Here is a 20,082-nt window from a genome sequence, read left to right on the forward strand (position 1 = left end):
GGTTGCGCTTCATTCTCTGGTCCTCTCGATGGGCCAGAGCTTACTTCAAAATGGATTAGTTCAGCGGGGCAAGGTCATCGTCATCCTCATTGCAGGCTTCTGGCGTGGGCCGCGTACGGGACTGATCCTCATCGGCAGCGGTTCAAGTGCATTGCTCGTCCACCAGCTTGTGCCGGGTGTCTGGTACATCCTCGCCGGAGCACTCGGCGGCGTCGCCGTCGCGGCCTTGAGCTCGCTCGCCAAGGGGGAGAGAGCATGACCGTAGACTTGAACACGCTGCTTGCGATCCTCGCCATGGCGGCCGCCACCATCACCACCCGCCAGACGGGCTTGCTGGTCGGGCGCCTCCTTCGGCTGTCGCCCAGGGCAGAAGACATCCTCGCCGCCATCCCGCCCTCGGTGCTGATGGCCGTGGTAACGCCGACGGCCTTTGCCACGGGGTGGGCCGAAACGGCGGGCTGCGCGGTTGTTGCACTGGCGGCAAACCGCCTGCCGCTTCTGCCGGCCGCTGCCGCCGGCGTCGTCACCGTTGCCGCCTTGAGAGCCGCCGGTCTCTAGTCGTCAAAAAAAAGAGCGCCACTCCGGCGCCCTTCGATCTCACGGTTCTTCGTATTGAATGAAGGTCGGATCGGCCAGATCCGCAAAGCGGGTGAATTCCGACTGGAAGGCGAGCTTCACGGTACCCGTCGGTCCGTGACGCTGCTTGGCAATGATGACATCGGCCGTTCCCTTGACCTTGTCCATATGCGCTTCCCATTCCGGATACTTTGGATCGGCGGGGTCACGGGGCTCCAGGTTCTTGACGTAGTATTCCTCGCGGAACACGAAGAGCACCACGTCGGCGTCCTGCTCGATCGAACCCGATTCACGAAGGTCGGAGAGCTGCGGACGCTTGTCTTCGCGGCTTTCGACCTGACGCGAGAGCTGCGAAAGGGCAACGATCGGAACGTTCAACTCCTTGCCGAGCGACTTCAGACCCGTGGTGATCTGGGTGATTTCCTGCACGCGGTTTTCGCCCGCCTTGCCGGCGCCGGTCATCAGCTGGATATAGTCCACGACGAGGAAGTCGAGACCGCGCTGGCGCTTCAGGCGACGGGCACGCGCAGCCAGCTGGGCGATCGAGATACCACCGGTCTGGTCGATGAACAGCGGCACCTTCTGCATGGTCTGGGAAAAGCCCACGAGCTTTTCGAATTCGTGCTCGGTGATGTCACCGCGGCGGATCTTCGACGACGAGACTTCCGTCTGCTCCGACATGATACGGGTGGCGAGCTGTTCGGCTGACATTTCGAGCGAGTAGAAGCCGACGACGCCGCCGTTCTTCGCCTTGAAGGAGCCATCCGGCAGCACTTCCGGTTCGTAGGCGGCTGCGATGTTCCAGGCGATGTTGGTGGCAAGCGAGGTCTTGCCCATACCCGGACGTCCCGCAAGCACGATCAAGTCGGAGCGCTGCAATCCGCCCATCTTGGCATCGAGCGACATGATGCCGGTCGAAATGCCCGAGAGGTTGCCGTCGCGCTCGAAGGCAGCCCCCGCCATGTCGACGGCCTGCGCCACCGCGTCCGAGAAGGACTGGAAACCCCCATCGTAGCGGCCGTTTTCGGCCAGAGCAAAGAGGCGGCGCTCGGTGTCTTCGATCTGCGCCTGCGGCGGCATGTCGAGCGGCGCGTCATAGGCGATGTTGACGACGTCCTCGCCGATCTGGATCAGCGAGCGGCGTAGCGCCAGGTCATAGATAGCGCGACCATAGTCTTCCGCATTGATGATGGTGACCGCTTCGGAGGCCAGGCGCGCGAGATATTGCGCGACCGTCAGGTCGCCGACCTTCTGGTCGGCCGGCAGGAAGGTCTTGATGGTGACCGGGTTCGCCGTCTTGCCCATGCGGATGATTTCGGAGGCAACCTCGAAGATCTTCCGATGTAGCGGCTCATAGAGATGGTCGGGCTTCAGGAAGTCCGAAACGCGATAGAAGGCATCGTTGTTGACGAGGATGGCGCCGAGCAAAGCCTGTTCGGCTTCGATGTTGTTCGGAGCCTCCCGGTAGAGCGGCTCAGTCGGCTGGACCGGGCTCAGTTTGCGCGCAGCATCGTTCATTCGTTCGCATCCAATCCATGTGTCGGCGGTGGCTGCACCATAGCGAGAACGTGAGGCGGCGAAATGGCTCGCGCAGCAACCCACATTGATTCACAGGCGCCTCATCGCGACTTCAGAAAAAGCCGAGGTTTCGGATCTTTTCGGTTGACTGTGACATTCAACGAATCGGCCTCGGGAACGCACATTCTAGCAGACTGTAAGGTCGGTATGCGCGAAAAACCCGGTCGCGATGGTCCGCGAAAGGCGGGATGGACTGCATGAAACGGACTGAAGTGTCCGGCTGCGGGTCCGCTCCATTCCGATATTGCATGGCTGCCATGGCACAAACACGCTTGAATACCGCACTCCAGCGATTAAATAGGGACAATATAGATAGCAACCTAATTATTAGGAGGCGTTGCGGATGTCGCGGCAGTCCCAGAACGAACAGCTTTTCGACGAAATGTCGGCTTTCAACCGAAAGCTCCGGGCCTTCTTTGACGCAGCCGTGCGCGAGGAGGGGCTGACCCTTGCTCGGGCTCGTGCGCTCTTTGCCATCGCTCGCCGCGGTCCGCTGACCCAGAAGGAACTGGCCGAAGAACTCGAAATCGAGACGCCGACGCTGGTCAGGGTTCTCGATGGCATGGCGGGCCAGAAGCTGATCGTGCGCACTGAAGACCCGAACGACCGTCGGGCCAAGCGGATCGCCATGACCGAAGCAGGCAAGGTGGCCTTCGACAGGATGTATGTTCTTGCTGCTGGCTTGCGCGAAGAAATCGCGGCCGAAATCACGCAAGGCGACCTGGAGATCGCCCTGTCGGTCGTCCGGCGGCTGACCCGCAACCTCCAGCGTCTCGACCAGGAAAAGGTGCGGACATGAGCTCCGTCATGAAGGCCGCTACGCTCGTTCCGGCAGACGAGGCCAGAGCGCCTGCGCCGCCACCTGCTGCCGACGCGGCCGCTCTGGCCATGCCGCCGGCCAAGCCGCTGGGGCTGGGAGCCATCTACATTGCTTCCGGCCTCCTGCTGTTCATCACCCAGGGACTGGGCATGAATATCGTCAACGCCAATCTCTATCAGTTGCAGGGCGAGTTCTCGGCGACCGCCGTCGAGGCCGCCTGGCTTTCGGCCGCCTATATGGCGCCCTATGCCACGCTGTCGATCGCGCTCTTCAAGGTGCGCACCCAGTATGGCCTTCGCCCCTTTGCGGAGTGGAGCATCCTGCTCTTCGTGGTGGCCTCGGCGCTCAATCTCTTCGTCAACGACCTGCAGTCCGCCCTTGTCGTCCGCTTCATCAGCGGCTGTGCCGCAGCCCCGATCTCGACGCTCGGATTCATGTATGTGCTGGAGGCGTTTCCGCTGCAGCGCAAGCTCACCCATGGGCTGAGCATTGCCCTCATGGGCACACTGTTGGCGGCCCCGCTGGCGCGGATGATCTCGCCGAGCCTGCTTGAGGTCGAGGGCTGGCAGGCGCTCTATTCGCTGGAGGTTGGTCTGGCGCTCGTCTCCATGGCCATCATCTTTGCCCTGCCGCTCACCCCGCCGCCGCGCGCCAAGGTGATCGAGCGCATCGACATCCTTTCCTATCTGCTGCTGGCCGCAGGCATCGGCTGCCTTGCCGTCTTCCTGACGCTTGGTCGTCTATACTGGTGGTTCGAGACCTGGTGGCTCGGCGCCTTGCTCGCGGCATCGATCCTTTTCCTCGCAGCAACCGCCTTGATCGAAGCGCACCGGACCAATCCGATGCTCGACTTTCGCTGGATCTTCTCGCGCGACAATCTGCACATGGCTGCCGTGCTCCTGGTCTTTCGCGCCGTGTCGTCCGAGCAGTCATCGACCGCCGTCAGCTTCTTCCAGCAGATCGGGCTGCTCAACGACCAGCAGTTCGCGCTCTGGGGCTTCGTTCTTGTGGCTTCGGTTGCTGGCGGGCTGTTCTGCATGGTCCTGATGTCCTCGAGGTTCGTGGCCGCAGCGCATGTCATCGCCTTGGTGCTGATCGCTGCAGGTGCCTATCTCGACAGCCAGGCCACCAGCCTGACGCGCCCCGAGCAGTTCTATCTCAGCCAGAGCATGATCGCCTTTGGGGCGGCGATGTTCCTGCCTCCCGTCATGGCCAAGGGCTTTATGGCAGCCTTGCAGAAGGGGCCGACCTACATCGTCAACTTCATCGTGATCTTTCTCTTCACCCAGATCACCGGAGCCCTTTTGACGACCTCGTTCCTCGCCACCTTCGTCACCATTCGCGAGAAGTTCCATTCGAGCCATCTGGTCGAGAGCATCCTTCTGACGCGGCCCGAAGTCGCCCAGCGAGTCAGCCAGTTGGCTGGCGCCTACGGCAAGGTCATCAGCGACCCGAGCATCCTCAAGGCAGAAGGGCTCACGCTGTTGTCACAGCAGGTGACCCGCGAGGCCTATGTCCTCGCCTACACCGATACCTTCCTGCTGATTTCACTCGTGACGACCGCAGCGCTCGCCGTGCTCCTCGTCCACCTCGCCTGGAAGGGCCTGCGCAATCTGCGTGCCGCCCCGGCCGGGCAAGCCCTCCAATCCTGACGTTCGAAAGAGTGTACCGCCATGTTGAAGAAATTCCTGACCCCCGCCACCATCCTGATCATCCTCGGCGCTCTAATCGGCACCTCTCTGGTGCTCTACGCCTGGCGCCTGCCACCCTTCACCAGCTCCATCGAAATGACCGACAACGCCTATGTCCGGGGCTATGTCACGACCCTGAGCCCGCAGGTCAGCGGCTATGTGGTCGACGTGCCGGTCCAGGATTACCAGTCGGTGGAGAAGGGCCAGCTCCTCGCGCGTATCGATGACCGCATTTATCGCCAGAAGCTTGCCCAGGCCGAAGCCGCTCTTGCGACCCAGAGGGCGGCCCTCGACAATTCCCGCCAGCAGGAGACGGCAGCCCAAGCCCGTATCGCCTCCAGCGAGGCTGCCGTCGATTCGGTAAATGCGGACCTTGAGCAGGCCGAGAGCCAGTCCAACCGCCAGGACAGCCTGATCCGCAGCGGCGTCGTTGCCACCAGTGCCCAGGAACAGGCCCATGCTGCTCGGGACCGGGCCCGGGCAGCAATGGCCCAGGCGAAGGCCGCCGTCGAGGTTTCCCGCCAGGACCTGCAGACGATCATCGTCAACCGCAACTCCCTTGAGGCGGCCGTCGCCAACGCTCAGGCGGCAGTCGAGCTCGCGAAGATCGATCTCTCCAACACCGAGATCCGGGCTCCGCGCGATGGAAAGCTCGGCGAGGTCGGTGTCCGCGTCGGCCAATATGTGGCGGCCGGCACCCAGCTCATGGCAGTCGTGCCGAAGGACGTCTGGATCATCGCCAACTTCAAGGAGACCCAGCTCGCCGGCATGACCGTCGGCCAGCCCGTCGAGATCCGTGTCGATGCGCTGGACCGCAAGGTCCTGAAGGGCAGGGTGGAGCGCTTTTCGCCCGCGACCGGCTCCGAGTTCTCGGTCATCAAGGCTGACAATGCGAGCGGGAATTTCGTCAAGATCGCCCAGCGTATGGGGGTGCGCATCGCCGTCGACGACACCACGGAGGCCGCATCGCTTCTGACCCCCGGCATGTCGGTCACCGTACGCATCGACAAGAGCGTCGGTCCCGCCTGAGGGAGACACTGTAGGACAATGAAAAAGCCCGGCTTTGCGGATGCAAGGCCGGGCTTTCCGTGACTGTCACACCCGAAGGTGCAAAAGCGCTTAGCGGTCTTCGTCGCCGTCGAGGTCGGCTTCCGGATCGAAGAAGTCTTCCGGACGCAGCGCATCTTCGTCAACGCCGTAGATGGCGTCGGCCGAGGTCAGGCTCTCGCCCTTGGCCTGGCGCTCGGCTTCTTCGGCCGAACGGGCAACGTTGAGCTCGACGGTCAGCTCGACTTCCGAATGCAGGTGCAGCGTGACCTGGTGGAGGCCGATCGACTTGATCGGGGTGTTCAGCTCGACCTGGTTGCGGCCGATGTTGAAGCCTTCGGCAGCCAGGATCTCGACGACGTCACGGGCGGCGACCGAACCGTAGAGCTGGCCGGTTTCGCCAGCCGAACGGACGACGAGGAAGGACTTGCCGGCGAGAGCGTCGGCGACCTTCTGGGCTTCCGACTTGCGCTCGAGGTTGCGGGCCTCGAGTGTAGCGCGCTCGGCTTCGAAACGCTTCTTGTTGGCTTCGTTGGCGCGCAGCGCCTTGCCCTGCGGCAGCAGGTAGTTACGGGCGAAGCCGTCGCGAACCTTTACGGTTTCGCCCATCTGGCCGAGCTTGGCGATGCGTTCGAGGAGAATGACCTGCATTGTCGTGTTCCTTTCAGTTTTCAGTCAGTTTCGGAGTTTTCGGTGTCGGCCTTGCGGGCCGGCGTGAGGGCAACGGTCCGCCGGGTATCGGAGAGGCCGATGATGAGGGGGATCATGAGCGGCAAGAGCATGATCGAAGAGAGATAGGCGAGCACCAGGGCCGGCAGGCGCCAGTCCTTGCCGCGCGTCTTGTGATGCATGGAGGCAAAGCCTGCCATCAGGAAGCCGGCGCCGAAGGTCCCGCAGACGGTGGCGCCGATCATCGCCGGCACACCACCGATAAAGCAGGCGATAATGCCGGCGAGAAAGATGAAGACCGTGTTGCGGTTCATCCGAAGCGCCGAGGGGAAATCCTCGCGCGGACGCTTGTTGCGCCCTGATGCCGTCACGATCCGCACGGCGATGTAATACATCATCGTCAGAAGCAGCACCCAGGTGCCGCCCTGGATCATCGGCAGCAGGATGACCATGGTCCGCTTCAACTGTTCAAGGGCAACCGCATCCGGCAGCATGGCCGGATCCTGCGTGCTCATCGCCTGCACCATGGCATCCACCAACTGGCCGGTGAACTCCGGTCCGAAGCCGATGATGACACCGAGCACGACGACGGCGATCGTCACGAAGCTGCAGAGCTGCAGGATGATGTCCGACAGCGGGTACCAGGCCATCAGGTGGTCCGGACCGCCGATCTCGGAAGCCGGACGCGCCAGGCTCGACAGGTGCGCCAGCCAGCCGGCAGGCGCCAGCGTGAAGATCGACATGCCGAAGGCGAACATCGGCGAGACGCTGATGGTGCCGAGCAGCGCTGCGGTGACGATGGCGGTGATGGATGCGACATTGCCCCAGCCGAGGCCGACGATCAGCACAGGCAGGGCGGAGGCTGCGTAAAGAAGCGAGGCAAGCGATGGCTGTGCCGCAGCGCCCATGACCAACAGGGCGGCAGTAAGACCGGCAACGAAGCCGGTGGTCAGCAATTTGACATCCAGTTTTTGCACGTCGCTGTCCTGCTGGTTCAAGCAGTTAGGGGAGGGGCCTCAAGCGATTGCGCAAAAAGCATCCCCAACATGGGATTTCGCCTGACGTCGCGGCAGCGCGCCATCGGGCAGTCGGTTCCGATCCGCGCCCAACGCGGAAGGGATGAAGCCCGCCGACAGGAGCCGGCAGGCTTCAGATCAGATCAGGCGACGACGTACGGCAGGAGGCCGAGGAAGCGGGCGCGCTTGATGGCCTGGGCCAGCTCACGCTGCTTCTTCTGCGAAACTGCAGTGATACGGGACGGAACGATCTTGCCGCGCTCGGAAATGTAGCGCTGCAGGAGACGGACGTCCTTGTAGTCGATCTTCGGTGCGTTCGCGCCCGAGAAGGGGCAGGTCTTGCGACGACGATGGAACGGGCGGCGTGCCGGAGCAGAGGATGCATCAGCCATTGTGTTTTCTCCTATTGCTCGAGATTAAGCGCGGTCTTCGCGCGGACGGCGCTCGAAGCCACCTTCACGGGGGCCACGGTCCGGACGCGGACCACGATCGCCGAAGTCGCGGCGCGGGCCACGATCGTCGCCTTCGCGGCGCGGACGGTCGTCACGGTCGCGCTTCTGCATCATCGCGGACGGGCCCTCTTCATGGGCTTCGACAGCGATGGTCATGTAACGAAGAACGTCTTCGTTGATGCGCATCTGGCGCTCCATTTCATGGACGGCAGCCGCCGGAGCGTCGATGTCCATGAGAGCGTAGTGAGCCTTGCGGTTCTTCTTGATGCGGTACGTGAGGGACTTGAGGCCCCAGTTTTCGATGCGCCCGACCTTGCCGCCGTTAGCTTCGATGACACCCTTGTACTGTTCGACGAGGGCATCAACCTGCTGAGCGGACATATCCTGCCGGGCAAGGAATACGTGTTCGTAAAGAGCCATGTAAGCTTTGCCTTTTCTTGCGGTTGTCGTCACCCGGATCCGGCGCTAAGCCTCACAGACTGCTCCTGTGCGGCAAGCCGCGGCAAGAAAAGTAGTGTGTTCGAGACGGTCGAGAGCGGAGACACGGGAGACCGGAAACCCTTAATAGTTCCTGCTGCAGACCTTGCGAGCCTGCCAGCCCTCCGTTCAGCCACCAGCCAGAGGACCGGGTGTTGTGAACGGCGCGCTTATACCCCTCTTGGCCATAAAAGCAAGGGCCGCACGGCATTTTCTGCCGGCGGCCCAGGTGCGGGGTCGGAAAATACTTCGCTGCCTCAGATTTGTACCAGCGCCGAGGTGTAGCCCACATAGGCCACCAGCATGGCTCCAGCGGTGAGCCTGCGAACTCCGAGATGCGACAGAAGCAGGAAGGCGAAGCCGATCGTCACACCGAGCATGACGGGCACGTCAAAGCTGCCGAACCGTGGTGCGACCGCAATGGGCTGGATGACGGACGTCACGCCGAGGATGAACAGGATGTTGAAGATGTTCGATCCGACGATATTCCCGATCATGATACATGATATCGGAATGCTTGCGCACCGCTGACATGATGCCGGTTGCCAGTTCCGGCAGCGAGGTGCCAACGGCCACGACGGTCAGGCCGATGACGGCTTCTGATACGCCGAAATCGCGGGCGAGGTTGGTTGCTCCGCGGACCAGAAGCTCGGCGCCGACGAAGAGGGTCACCAGGCCGCCCAGGATGAGCAGCGCCATGAAACCGCTTCCGAGCGTCTCATGTTTGACTTCTTCTTCTGCAACGTCCTCGACGGTGCCCTTGCTGTTGAAATAGGCATAGGCCACATAGGCCAGAAGAACAGCGACCATCACAAATCCGGCCAGCCGTCCGATGGCCGCAAACTGCGTCAGCCCGAGGAGCAGGATCGCTGCGGCCACCATGACATAGCTGTCACGCTTAACCCCTTTGTCCCAGTGGGTAATGGGCAAGATCATCGCACAGGCGCCGATGATGAGCAGGATGTTGGCAGTGTTCGATCCAACGACATTGCCGAGTGCAATGTCAGAAGAGCCGCTAATCGCCGCGCGCACGGACACCAGCAATTCCGGCATGGATGTGCCGAAGCCAACGATCACGAGAGACACGATCAGCGTCGGAATGGCGAGCTTCTGGGCGAGTGCGATGGAGCCGCGCAACAGCCATTCCGCCCCGAAGTACAGTCCGACCAACCCGCCGGCAACCAACAAGTAATCCAATTCAATCCCCCAGGTTTTCGGCAGCAAGGCCAGTCTTCGATCGCCGTCGCAAGTGGTGATGCACTGCAGCGATGTACAGGTCACGGCCATTCACGTTTTTGTTGGTCGAACGGCCGGAGATAATGCCGCTGCTTAGATGGGCATCGGATAGACGCGGTGGATCTTCGCAATCTCCTGCAGCACCTCATCTGCAAGCTTGAGATCGGAGCCGCTGATATTGATCTTCAACTGCTCCATCGTGGTGGCGCCGATGATCACCGAAGCCATAAACGCACGTGTCAGGCAGAAGGCGATCGCCATGGCGGAGGGATCCAGTCCGTGTTTGGCCGCAAGCTCGACATAGGCGCGCGTCGCGGATTCCTGATGCGGGACAAGACGACCGCCGATGTCGCCGTTGATCGAACCGCGTGACCCGGCGGGCTTCTTGCCGTCGAGATATTTGCCCGAGAGGATGCCGCCGGCCAGCGGCGAATAGGCGAGTAGGCCGACATCTTCATGGTGCGAAAGTTCGGCAAGGTCGAGATCGTAGTGCCGATAGAGCAGATTGTATTCGTTCTGGATCGTCGCGATACGGGGAAGCCCCTTGGCTTCGGCAAGCGTCAGATATTTCTGCGTGCCCCAGGCGGTTTCGTTGGAGAGGCCGACGGCTCTCAGTTTGCCGGCCTTCACGCAGTCACCGAGGGCGTCGAGAATTTCAGCGATGTCCGATGCTGCTTTGGCCTTGTCCTGCTTGAAAGGGTTGTAGTTCCACGCGCCGCGGAAATGGAAATGCCCGCGGTTCGGCCAGTGGATCTGATAGAGATCGACATAGTCGGTTTTCAGCCGCTTCAGGCTGGCATCGAGCGCTTCCTTGACGACGGCACCGGTGATCGGCTTGCCATCGCGGATATAGGGACGACCCGGGCCCGCGACCTTGGTTGCCAGTACCACCTTCTCGCGATTGCCGGTTTTCTCGAACCAGTCGCCGATGAGGCGCTCGGTATCGGCGTATGTTTCCGCAGACAGCGGCGTTGTCGGATAAAGCTCGGCCGTATCGAAGAAGTTCACACCCTGGTCAAGCGCGTGGTCCATCTGCGCATAGGCTTCCTCGCGCGTGTTCTGGGAGCCCCAGGTCATCGTGCCCAGGCAGATTTCGGAAACAAGGATATCGGTGCGGCCGAGCCGGTTCATCTTCATGGGAAAGCCTCTGATGTCGAGAAAATTGCCTGCGGAGGCGGAGGGCGGTGCGAGACAATTTAGGCAGAAATTGATGTACCGCAAGATGCCGATAGCTGTGGAACAGCCCGGTCGAAGTGACGGTTCGAGGGGGCGTCACCGGGGTGCAAGGCTTGACTTACAAGGCCCATCTGTGAATTGACAGGGAAAAACCAAGGGAGAAACGCCCATGTCAGTCGCATTCACCTTCCCGGGCCAGGGCAGTCAGGCCGTCGGGATGGGCAAGGACCTTGCCGACAATTTTGCAGAAGCCCGTGCCGTTTTCGCAGAAGTTGACGAAGCGCTCGGCCAGAAACTGTCCGACATCATGTGGAATGGTCCGGAAGAGACGCTGACGCTGACCGCCAATGCCCAGCCGGCGCTGATGGCTGTCTCCATGGCCGTCATTCGTGTGCTTGAAGCCAAGGGCCTGGATCTCAAGTCCAAGATCGCATACGTCGCTGGTCACTCGCTCGGCGAGTATTCCGCCCTCTGCGCTGCCGGAACCTTCTCGATCGCCGATACCGCACGCCTTCTGCGCATTCGCGGCAACGCCATGCAGGCGGCCGTTCCCGTAGGTGAGGGCGCCATGGCTGCCATCATCGGCCTGGAGCACGGTGATGTGCAGGCGATCTGCGCGGAAGCTTCCGCAGCCGGTCCCTGCCAGATCGCCAACGACAATGGCGGCGGTCAGCTGGTCATCTCGGGCGGCAAGGCTGCGGTGGAAAAGGCGGCAGCTCTTGCCACCGAAAAGGGCGCCAAGCGCGCCATCATGCTGCCGGTGTCTGCACCCTTCCATTCGGCTCTGATGGGCCCGGCGGCCGATGCCATGCGCGAGGCCCTTTCCAAGGTCGAAAAGAAAGACCCCATCGTGCCCCTCATCGCCAATGTGCGCGCCGCTCCCGTGACCTCAGCGACCGAAATCGCCGATCTGCTCGTCGAGCAGGTCACCGGCCAGGTGCGCTGGCGCGAAACGGTCGAATGGTTCGGCGCCAATGGCGTGACGACGCTCTATGAGATCGGCTCAGGCAAGGTTCTGACGGGTCTCGCCCGCCGCATCGACAAGAACATCAACGGCGTCGCCGTGAATGGCCCGGCCGATATCGACGCGGCTCTTGCCGCACTCACGGCTGATCGCCTCAACGAACAACAAGGAAAACGATCATGTTCGATCTGACCGGCCGCAAGGCTCTCGTGACCGGCGCCACAGGCGGCATCGGCGAAGAAATCGCTCGCCAGCTGCATGCCCAGGGCGCGATCGTCGGCCTGCATGGCACCCGTGTCGAAAAGCTGGAGGCGCTGGCCGCCGAACTCGGTGACCGCGTCAAGATCTTCCCGGCCAACCTTTCGGACCGAGATGAAGTGAAGGCACTGGGCGAAAAGGCCGAAGCTGAACTCGAAGGCGTCGACATCCTCGTCAACAATGCCGGCATCACCAAGGACGGCCTGTTCGTCCGCATGTCCGATGCCGACTGGGATGCGGTTCTGGAAGTCAATCTCACCGCCGTCTTCCGCCTGACCCGCGAGCTGACCCATCCGATGATGCGTCGCCGCTTTGGCCGCATCATCAACATCACCTCTGTCGTCGGCGTCACCGGCAATCCGGGCCAGGCCAACTACTGCGCCTCCAAGGCCGGCATGATCGGCTTTACCAAGTCGCTCGGCCAGGAAATCGCCACCCGCAACGTGACCGTCAACTGCGTCGCTCCGGGCTTTATCGAGAGCGCCATGACCGGCAAGCTGAACGACAAGCAGAAGGAAGCGATCATGGGGGCCATCCCCATGAAGCGCATGGGCACCGGTGCCGAAGTTGCCTCCGCCGTCGTCTACCTCGCCTCCAACGAAGCCGCCTACATGACCGGCCAGACGCTGCACGTGAATGGCGGCATGGCGATGATCTGACCGAATTGCCGGAAAGAGCCCTTGCGCAATAGGATGTTGACCGAGGCGAAGGGGCGAATTTCTGGCTTTGCGGCGCGCTTAAACCGTGTTAAGCGCTCCATGACTGTGAGCAGTCGCTCCGTCTCATGAGCCGAAGTTTATGCTTTTGTTTGCATAAACCGCTCTGGGTCAGGGCCGAAGGGTTTGCTGGTGGGGACGAAAGCGTCACCGGCTGAATGCAGGGCAGGGTAGCCATTACGGCTCCCTCTGAATTTTAGAAGGTCGAGGATACCGACATGAGCGATATCGCAGAACGCGTGAAGAAAATTGTAGTTGATCATCTCGGCGTTGACGCTGAAAAGGTCGTCGAAGGCGCGAGCTTCATCGACGATCTGGGCGCTGACTCGCTCGACACCGTCGAACTCGTCATGGCCTTCGAAGAAGAATTCGGCGTCGAGATCCCGGACGATGCAGCGGACTCGATCCTGACGGTCGGCGACGCCGTAAAGTTCATCGAGAAGGCCCAGGCCTGATCGATCAGACTGCTGCGGAAGGCGGGTGCGAGCCCGTCCTGTCCGCTTGGGCCCGCGATGAGCGGGCCTTGTTGTATCTGGACCTTTGTTTACAGTGACTTCGGTCAACGAATTTGGGGTGGGCTTCGCACGATGAGACGTGTCGTCATCACCGGTACCGGCATGGTATCGCCTCTGGGAGTGGGTACGGAACTGACCTGGCAGCGGCTTCTCGCCAGCCAGAGCGGCGCTCGCCTGGTCACGGAATTCGAGGTCGAGGACCTGCCGGCCAAGATCGCCTGCCGTATCCCGACCGAAGGTGAAGGCGCCTGGAATCCGGATGACTGGATGGAGCTCAAGGAGCAGCGCAAGGTCGATCACTTCATCATCTACGCGGTCGCAGCGGCCGATATGGCGCTGAAGGATGCCGGCTGGGAGCCGAAGACGGATGACGAGCAATGCGCCACCGGCGTGCTGATCGGCTCCGGAATCGGCGGTATCGAAGGCATTGTCGAAGCAGGCCACATCCTGCGCGACAAGGGCCCGCGCCGCCTGTCGCCCTTCTTCATCCCTGGTCGCCTGATCAACCTCGCTTCCGGCCAGGTGTCGATCCGCCACAAGCTGCGCGGTCCGAACCATTCCGTCGTGACCGCCTGCTCGACCGGCGCCCATGCCATTGGTGATGCAGCCCGTCTCGTCGCTCTTGGCGATGCCGACGTGATGGTCGCCGGCGGCACGGAATCGCCGATCAGCCGCATTTCGCTGGCCGGTTTCGCTGCCTGCAAGGCGCTGTCGACAGCCCGCAACGACGATCCGACCGCCGCCTCGCGCCCCTATGACAAGGACCGTGACGGTTTCGTTATGGGTGAGGGCGCCGGCATCGTGGTTCTCGAAGAACTGGAACACGCCAAGGCACGCGGTGCCAAAATCTATGCCGAAGTCGTCGGCTACGGTCTGTCGGGCGACGCCTTCCATATCACCGCTCCCTCGGAAGATGGGGACGGCGCCTTCCGCTGCATGACCATGGCGCTGAAGCGCGCCGGCCTGAAGCCGTCCGACATCGACTACATCAACGCCCATGGCACCTCGACCATGGCCGACACGATCGAACTCGGCGCCGTGGAGCGACTGCTCGGCGACCACGCCGAAAACGTCTCGATGTCGTCGACCAAGTCGGCGATCGGGCATCTGCTCGGCGCCGCCGGTGCCGTCGAGGCGATCTTCTCGACGCTCGCCATCCGCGACAACATCGCGCCGCCGACGCTCAACCTCGACAATCCCGATGTCGAGACCAAGATCGACCTCGTGCCGCACAAGGCGCGCAAGCGCGAGATCAATGTCGCCCTGTCGAATTCCTTCGGCTTCGGCGGCACCAACGCCTCGCTGGTGCTGAAGCGCTACGAGGCCTGATCGGGTCGGGCGGAGGGGCATTGCTCCGGCCGCCCTCGATTGCACGGAATGACGGCGGACTGCTCTTGCCCGCCGCCACTGTCTGCGGGTAGAAATCTTCCCAACGCCCGGCGCATCTGTGCCGGACGATGACCCGGATTTTTGCCGCATTGCTGGATGAAACAGCCGCGAGTGCGAAACAAAGAAGGATTGCCGGTGACCGACAACAGCCAGAACGGCGGTAGCCAGAACAACGGTGTCTCCTTCGGCCGCGATGCCGATAGCCAGCCGGGCAAGGGACCCTTCATTCCGAAATCGCCCAACGAGGCGCTGCGTCCCGAACGAGTGCCGCAGCCGCCGCGCCGTTCGCGCAAGGCGCGAAGCCAGCTGGTCATTTTCCTGAATTTCCTGATGACCATGGTGGTCTTCGTCAGCGTCGTCGCTGTGGCCGGCTTCTTTTATGTGATGGACGCCTACCAGAAGCCGGGTCCTCTGGCCGCAAACACCAATTTCGTCGTGCGCAGCGGCGCTGGCCTCGCCGAGATCGCCAACAATCTCGAGCGCAATGGCATCGTGTCGGATGCACGCATCTACCGCTACGTGACCACCACCTATCTCCAGGAAGGTCAGACTTTGAAGGCGGGCGAATACGAGATCAAGGCCGGCGCTTCTATGAAGGACATCACGGCGCTGCTGGAATCCGGCAAGTCGATCCTCTACTCGGTGTCGCTGCCGGAAGGCCTGACGGTCAAGCAGATATTCCAGCGTCTCGCCAACGATCCCGTGCTCGAAGGTGACCTGCCCGCCGAATTGCCGCCCGAAGGCAGCCTGCGCCCTGACACTTACAAGTTTACCCGTGGGACCAACCGCGCCGAGATCGTCGCCCAGATGCGCGCCGCCCAGGAGCGCCTGATCGACCAGATCTGGGAGAAGCGTGATCCGGATCTCCCGGTCAAGACGAAGGAAGAATTCGTCACGCTGGCATCGATCGTCGAGAAGGAAACCGGCAAGGACGACGAGCGCGCCCATGTCGCCTCCGTCTTCATCAACCGTCTGAACAAGGGCATGCGCCTGCAGTCCGACCCAACCATCATCTACGGTCTCTTCGGCGGCGACGGCAAACCGGCCGACCGTCCGATCTTCCAATCGGACATCAAGAAGGAAACGCCCTACAACACCTACGTGATCAAGGGACTGCCGCCTGGACCGATCGCCAATCCGGGCCGGGCCGCCCTCGAGGCTGTCGCACATCCGTGGAAGACGGAAGACCTCTATTTCGTCGCCGACGGCACCGGTGGCCATGCGTTTGCGGCCACCTTGCAGGAGCACAACGCCAATGTGCGCCGCTGGCGTAAGATCGAGGCTGAACGCGCCCAGCAGACGCCGGCAACGTTGGATGTCGAGCCGGAAGCCGATCCGACGGCCAACAACTGAGACTGGCGAGGGGCAGGGATATGACACTGCAATCCATGACGGGCTTTGCCCGGGTCGAGGGCTCGTCCGGTCGTTACCGCTGGGCCTGGGAACTGCGTTCGGTCAACGGCAAGGGGCTCGATCTGCGCACCCGCCTGCCGCAGGGTCACGAGGCGCTGGAAACCGATATCCGCCGGCTCGCCGGCGAACGGCTGACGCGCGGCAATCTGCAGATCGGCCTGAGCGTTACGGTCAGTGAAAACCGCGTCGAGGCGGTCCTCAACCGCGATGCCCTGGCTGCGGTTCTGGCGCTGCGCGATGAACTGGGCCCCGAGATTCTCGATCCGGCACCCCTTCGCCTCGATACGCTGCTGTCAATCCGGGGGCTCGTCGACATGCGCGAGGCGACCGACGATGCCGATGCCATTGCCTCCCGTGACGCCGACATTCTCGCTGGTCTTGAGCGCGCCATTCTCGCGCTCGCCGAGATGCGCACGATCGAGGGTGGCGCCCTGCGCCGTATCCTCGAGGAGCATATCGGCAAGATCGAGGAGCTCGCCTTGCAGATCGAGGCAGACCCGTCTCGCTCGCCCGAAGAGATTGCCCGACGGCTGGAGGCCCAGCTTGCCAGTCTGATGGATACGACCAGCGGACTCGATCGTGACCGGCTCCATCAGGAAATCGCCCTGATCGCCACGAAGGCCGATCTGCGCGAAGAGATCGACCGGCTGAAGGCGCATGTCACGGCCGCCCGCGAACTGCTGGCAGCAGGTGGCCCGGTCGGTCGCAAGCTCGATTTCCTGGCGCAGGAATTTAACCGAGAATCAAATACTATCTGTTCCAAATCGAATTCTGTCGCGGTCACGGCCGCCGGCATCGAATTGAAGGTCGTCATCGACCAGTTCCGCGAACAGGTTCAAAATCTGGAGTAGTCATGGCCGCTGCCGCCCCCCAATCCGTCAAGATCGCAAGGCGCGGCCTGATGCTGGTCATTTCCTCTCCCTCCGGTGCGGGCAAATCGACGATCGCCCGGACGCTGATGGACCGCGACCAGCACATCAGCCTTTCGGTCAGCGTCACAACGCGCCCGCGCCGCCAGAGCGAGATCGAGGGAGTGCATTACCACTTCGTCTCCCAGCGCGAATTCGAGCGCCTGCGCGACAGCGACTCGTTGCTCGAATGGGCTGAGGTCCACGGCAATTACTACGGCACGCCCCGTGAAGCCGTAGAAACGGCAATGGGCGAGGGCCGCGACATGCTCTTCGACATCGACTGGCAGGGCGCCCAGCAGCTGCAGGAAAAGATGTCGGCCGACGTCGTCTCGATCTTCATCCTGCCGCCGACCATGGCCGAACTGCAGTCCCGTCTGCACCGTCGCGCGGAAGACACCGAAGAGGTGATCCAGACCCGCCTCAACAATTCCCGCGCCGAGATCGCCCATTGGCGCGAATATGACTATGTCATCGTCAACGACGACCTGAACTCGGCTTTCGATGCCGTGCAGTCGATCGTCAAGGCCGAGCGCCTGCGCCGCGACCGTCGCCACGGTCTCTTCGATTTCGTTGAGGGCCTGATTGCCTGAGGCGATGAATGGGCTGGAATGAAAAAAGGGCGGCGCGATTATCTCGGCCGCCCTTTTCCGTTTTCACTCGCCACGCGGAAAGCGCTGGCTTTCCTCGAGGATGTTGAGGTCCATGTGGTTGCGCATGTAGCGCTCGGACGCCTTCTGCAGCGGCTGGTAATCCCAGGGGAAATAGGCGCCGTTGCGAAGCGCCGTGTAAACGATGTGGCGACGTGCCTGGCTCTCGCGGACCGCGGCATCGAAGCGCGAGAGATCCCATCGTCTTGAGGCTTCCTTGCTGAGTGCTTCGAAGATCTCGGCCGCAGCCGGGTCCTCAGCGAGATTGGTGAGCTCGTAAGGGTCGGCTTCGAGATCGGTGAGGATCGGCGGATCCGCTTCGCAAAGTGTCAGCTTGTAACGGGCGTCACGCAGCCCGACCATCGGGCTGACCGTGCCCTCGGCGGCATATTCCATCGGTACGATCCCGCGGCCACCTCTTCCCGTTGCAAGCGGCATCAGATCCTCGCCATCGGTCCAGTCGAGAATGGTCGTGATGTCGATGCCGGCAAGGCCGGCCAGCGTTGGCGTGACGTCGAGCGTCGAGACTGGCGTCGTTACCAGACGTCCCTCGATACCCGGGACCGCCATCATCATCGGAACCCGTGCCGAGCCCTCGAAGAAGTTCATCTTGAACCAGAGGCCGCGCTCGCCGAGCATGTCGCCATGGTCGGAGACGAAAAGGATGACGGTGTTGTCGGCCATTCTCGTGCGGTGAAGCACGTCCAGGATGTCGCCGATCTTGTCGTCGACATAGGAGATGTTGGCGAAATAGCCCTGACGCGCCCGCGCGACGTTCTCGTCGGTGATGTCGAAGGCGACATGATCGCAGGCATCCATCAGCCGGCGCGAATGAGGGTCCTGTTCGTCATAAGGGATCGCAGGCACGCTGGGCTGAAGGGCCTCGCAGCCCTCGTAGAGATCCCAGTATTTCCGCCGCGCGACATAAGGGTCATGCGGATGGGTGAAGCTGACCGTCATGCACCAGGGGCGCTGGTCATGGCCGCGTGAGAGGTCGTAGAGCCGGCGCGTGGCGTTGTAGGCCACCTCATCGTCGTACTCCATCTGGTTGGTGATCTCAGCGACGCCTGCACCGGTGACAGAGCCGAGATTGTGATACCACCAGTCGATGCGCTCGCCCGGCTTGCGGTAGTCAGGAGTCCATCCGAAATCGGCGGGATAGATGTCCGTGGTCAGCCGCTCCTCGAAACCATGCAGCTGATCGGGTCCGACGAAATGCATCTTGCCGGAGAGGCTGGTCTGGTAGCCGGCGGCCCGCAGGTGATGCGCAAATGTCGGGATATCCGAGGCGAATTCTGCGGCATTGTCGTAAACGCGGGTTCGGCTCGGCAGCTGTCCGGACATGAACGAGGCGCGCGCCGGCGCGCAAAGTGGGCTTGCCGTGTAGGTGTTGGCGAAGCGCACGGAGCGCTGCGCCAGAGCTTTCAGATGCGGGGCATGCAGGAAGTCGGCGGGACCATCCGGAAAGAAGGTCCCGTTGAACTGATCCACCATCAGGATCAGGATATTCGGGCGTGATGTCACGGGTCTTTGACCTTACAGACCGAGGGAGGACTTGACCGCCGCGTCGCCCGGCTGGCCGTCGAGAGTGGTAACGCCCTTGAGCCATGTGTCGAGCACAGAAGGGTTCGCCTTCAGCCAGGCGGATGCTGCTTCTTTCGAGTCCTTTCCGCCAAGGATTTCGCCCATCAGCACGTTTTCCATCGAGACGTCGAAGGTCATCTGCTTGAACAGCGTCGCGGCGTTCGGGCAGCTTGCGCTCCAGCCGGTGCGTGCCAGCGTGTAGACCTCCGCACCACCGAAATTGGGGCCGAAATAGGCGTCGCCGCCGGAGAGATAGGTGAGGTCGAATGCCTCGTTCATCGGATGCGGCGCCCAGGCGAGGAAGACCACGCCCTTGCCTTCCTTCGTTGCCCGCTCAACCTGCGCCAGCATGGCCTGCTCGCCGGATTCGACCAGTTCCCAGCCCTTAAGGCCGAACTCGCCAGCATCGATCATCTTCTGGATATTGGCGTTTGCGGGTGCGCCCGGCTCGATGCCGTAGATCTTGCTGTCGAACTCGTCCGGGTTCTTCCCGAGATCGGCGAAATCCTTGATGCCCTTCGCAGCCGTTGCCGTCGGCACGGCGAGTGTGAACTTTGCGCCTTCAAGGTTCTTTTCCATCACCTCGATGGCCTTGGCGCCGTTCAGGTCGTCGATGAAGGCCTGCTGTGCGGGCATCCAGTTGCCAAGGAAGACGTCGATCTCGCCATTCTTCATCGACTGGTAGCCGATCGGAACCGACAGCGTCTTGACGTCCGGCTCATAGCCGAGCGCGTCGAGAACGACCGATGCAACACCATTGGTCGCAGTGATGTCGGTCCAGCCAGGATCTGACAATCGGACGACCTTGCAACTGTCGGCGTCCGCGGCCGCCACCGAGGTCGTGATCAACAACATTGCCAGAGCAGCGAGCCCGCAAAGGCGTGTGCTGGACGTGAGTGTCTTGCGCATGATGGTTCCCTCTTGTTGTGATATTGGTTACTCTTATT

At 62.1% G+C, this 20,082-nt stretch carries 21 protein-coding genes and 1 pseudogene; 12 read left to right on the forward strand and 10 right to left on the reverse strand.

The annotated features are described in order from the left end of the window. Positions 1-259, forward strand: a pseudogene (locus H6M51_RS11270) (hypothetical protein); the annotation flags it as partial. Next, a complete protein-coding gene (locus H6M51_RS11275) occupies positions 256-558 on the forward strand; it encodes an AzlD domain-containing protein (protein WP_185809959.1) in 303 nt (100 codons plus the stop codon). The pseudogene H6M51_RS11270 and the gene H6M51_RS11275, both read left to right, overlap by 4 nt. A gap of 39 nt (positions 559-597) precedes the next feature. On the opposite strand, the gene H6M51_RS11280 is transcribed toward H6M51_RS11275, so the two are convergent. After that, the gene (locus tag H6M51_RS11280; RefSeq protein ID WP_185809960.1) at positions 598-2,094 is read right to left on the reverse strand and encodes a replicative DNA helicase; all 1,497 of its coding nucleotides are present in this window, start codon (positions 2,092-2,094) and stop codon (positions 598-600) included. Positions 2,095-2,497: 403 nt separating this feature from the next. Here H6M51_RS11280 and H6M51_RS11285 point away from each other — a divergent pair, with 403 nt between their 5' ends. From H6M51_RS11285 to H6M51_RS11295, 3 genes are read left to right on the forward strand one after another with little or no spacing between them, the layout of a single operon-like run. Continuing rightward, positions 2,498-2,953 (forward strand): MarR family winged helix-turn-helix transcriptional regulator, encoded by a 456-nt coding sequence (locus tag H6M51_RS11285; RefSeq protein ID WP_185809961.1) that lies wholly within the window; start codon positions 2,498-2,500, stop codon positions 2,951-2,953. Then, positions 2,950-4,626 carry an MFS transporter gene (locus H6M51_RS11290; protein ID WP_185809962.1) on the forward strand — a complete coding sequence of 559 codons (1,677 nt, stop codon included), beginning with the start codon at positions 2,950-2,952 and terminating at the stop codon, positions 4,624-4,626. The genes H6M51_RS11285 and H6M51_RS11290 overlap by 4 nt, the downstream gene beginning before the upstream one ends. Before the next feature lie 21 nt (positions 4,627-4,647). After that, on the forward strand, positions 4,648-5,694 hold the full coding sequence (locus tag H6M51_RS11295; RefSeq protein ID WP_185809963.1) for an HlyD family secretion protein: 1,047 nt from the start codon (positions 4,648-4,650) through the stop codon (positions 5,692-5,694). Between the two features lie 90 nt (positions 5,695-5,784). On the opposite strand, the gene rplI is transcribed toward H6M51_RS11295, so the two are convergent. From rplI to H6M51_RS11325, 7 genes are all read right to left on the reverse strand, one after another. After that, positions 5,785-6,363 (reverse strand): 50S ribosomal protein L9, encoded by a 579-nt coding sequence (rplI, locus tag H6M51_RS11300; protein ID WP_185809964.1) that lies wholly within the window; start codon positions 6,361-6,363, stop codon positions 5,785-5,787. A gap of 20 nt (positions 6,364-6,383) precedes the next feature. Beyond that, complete coding sequence (locus H6M51_RS11305) at positions 6,384-7,358, reverse strand: DUF2232 domain-containing protein (RefSeq protein ID WP_185809965.1); 975 nt, start codon at positions 7,356-7,358, stop codon at positions 6,384-6,386. Positions 7,359-7,540: 182 nt separating this feature from the next. Continuing rightward, entirely contained in the window at positions 7,541-7,789 is a 249-nt protein-coding gene (rpsR, locus tag H6M51_RS11310) for a 30S ribosomal protein S18 (RefSeq protein WP_028736123.1), read from the reverse strand. A gap of 24 nt (positions 7,790-7,813) precedes the next feature. Continuing rightward, positions 7,814-8,269: a 30S ribosomal protein S6 gene (rpsF, locus tag H6M51_RS11315; protein ID WP_138288047.1), complete on the reverse strand. Its 456-nt coding sequence runs from the start codon at positions 8,267-8,269 to the stop codon at positions 7,814-7,816. Positions 8,270-8,583: 314 nt separating this feature from the next. After that, complete coding sequence (locus H6M51_RS24630) at positions 8,584-8,823, reverse strand: hypothetical protein (RefSeq protein WP_246780492.1); 240 nt, start codon at positions 8,821-8,823, stop codon at positions 8,584-8,586. Continuing rightward, positions 8,717-9,523 carry a sodium:calcium antiporter gene (locus H6M51_RS11320; protein WP_246780493.1) on the reverse strand — a complete coding sequence of 269 codons (807 nt, stop codon included), beginning with the start codon at positions 9,521-9,523 and terminating at the stop codon, positions 8,717-8,719. Before H6M51_RS11320 ends, H6M51_RS24630 begins: the two co-directional genes overlap by 107 nt. A 132-nt stretch (positions 9,524-9,655) precedes the next feature. Beyond that, positions 9,656-10,699 carry an aldo/keto reductase gene (locus H6M51_RS11325; protein WP_185809966.1) on the reverse strand — a complete coding sequence of 348 codons (1,044 nt, stop codon included), beginning with the start codon at positions 10,697-10,699 and terminating at the stop codon, positions 9,656-9,658. 208 nt (positions 10,700-10,907) lie between these two features. On the opposite strand from H6M51_RS11325, the gene fabD reads away from it, so the two are divergent. The 7 genes from fabD to gmk all read left to right on the forward strand — a co-directional run bounded on the left by fabD (position 10,908) and on the right by gmk (position 17,494). Then, complete coding sequence (fabD, locus tag H6M51_RS11330) at positions 10,908-11,894, forward strand: ACP S-malonyltransferase (protein WP_185809967.1); 987 nt, start codon at positions 10,908-10,910, stop codon at positions 11,892-11,894. Then, positions 11,882-12,619, forward strand: coding sequence for a 3-oxoacyl-[acyl-carrier-protein] reductase (gene fabG / locus H6M51_RS11335; protein ID WP_113459274.1), 738 nt, complete (start codon positions 11,882-11,884; stop codon positions 12,617-12,619). The genes fabD and fabG overlap by 13 nt, the downstream gene beginning before the upstream one ends. A gap of 275 nt (positions 12,620-12,894) precedes the next feature. After that, positions 12,895-13,131 carry an acyl carrier protein gene (locus tag H6M51_RS11340; protein WP_006727438.1) on the forward strand — a complete coding sequence of 79 codons (237 nt, stop codon included), beginning with the start codon at positions 12,895-12,897 and terminating at the stop codon, positions 13,129-13,131. 132 nt (positions 13,132-13,263) lie between these two features. Continuing rightward, a complete protein-coding gene (fabF, locus tag H6M51_RS11345) occupies positions 13,264-14,520 on the forward strand; it encodes a beta-ketoacyl-ACP synthase II (protein ID WP_185809968.1) in 1,257 nt (418 codons plus the stop codon). A 189-nt stretch (positions 14,521-14,709) separates the two neighbouring features. Next, the gene (gene mltG, locus H6M51_RS11350) at positions 14,710-15,933 is read left to right on the forward strand and encodes an endolytic transglycosylase MltG (protein ID WP_185810089.1); all 1,224 of its coding nucleotides are present in this window, start codon (positions 14,710-14,712) and stop codon (positions 15,931-15,933) included. 20 nt (positions 15,934-15,953) lie between these two features. Further along, on the forward strand, positions 15,954-16,844 hold the full coding sequence (locus tag H6M51_RS11355; protein WP_185809969.1) for a YicC/YloC family endoribonuclease: 891 nt from the start codon (positions 15,954-15,956) through the stop codon (positions 16,842-16,844). 2 nt (positions 16,845-16,846) lie between these two features. Beyond that, on the forward strand, positions 16,847-17,494 hold the full coding sequence (gene gmk / locus H6M51_RS11360; RefSeq protein WP_185809970.1) for a guanylate kinase: 648 nt from the start codon (positions 16,847-16,849) through the stop codon (positions 17,492-17,494). A 63-nt stretch (positions 17,495-17,557) separates the two neighbouring features. Here the strand turns inward: gmk and betC are convergent, their stop codons facing one another. After that, positions 17,558-19,045 (reverse strand): choline-sulfatase, encoded by a 1,488-nt coding sequence (gene betC / locus H6M51_RS11365; RefSeq protein WP_210314812.1) that lies wholly within the window; start codon positions 19,043-19,045, stop codon positions 17,558-17,560. 42 nt (positions 19,046-19,087) lie between these two features. After that, entirely contained in the window at positions 19,088-19,990 is a 903-nt protein-coding gene (locus tag H6M51_RS11370) for a choline ABC transporter substrate-binding protein (RefSeq protein WP_407073577.1), read from the reverse strand. Positions 19,991-20,082 lie beyond the last annotated feature (92 nt).

Origin of the sequence: Rhizobium sp. AQ_MP (assembly GCF_014237835.1) — a bacterium.
GTDB lineage: Bacteria > Pseudomonadota > Alphaproteobacteria > Rhizobiales > Rhizobiaceae > Allorhizobium.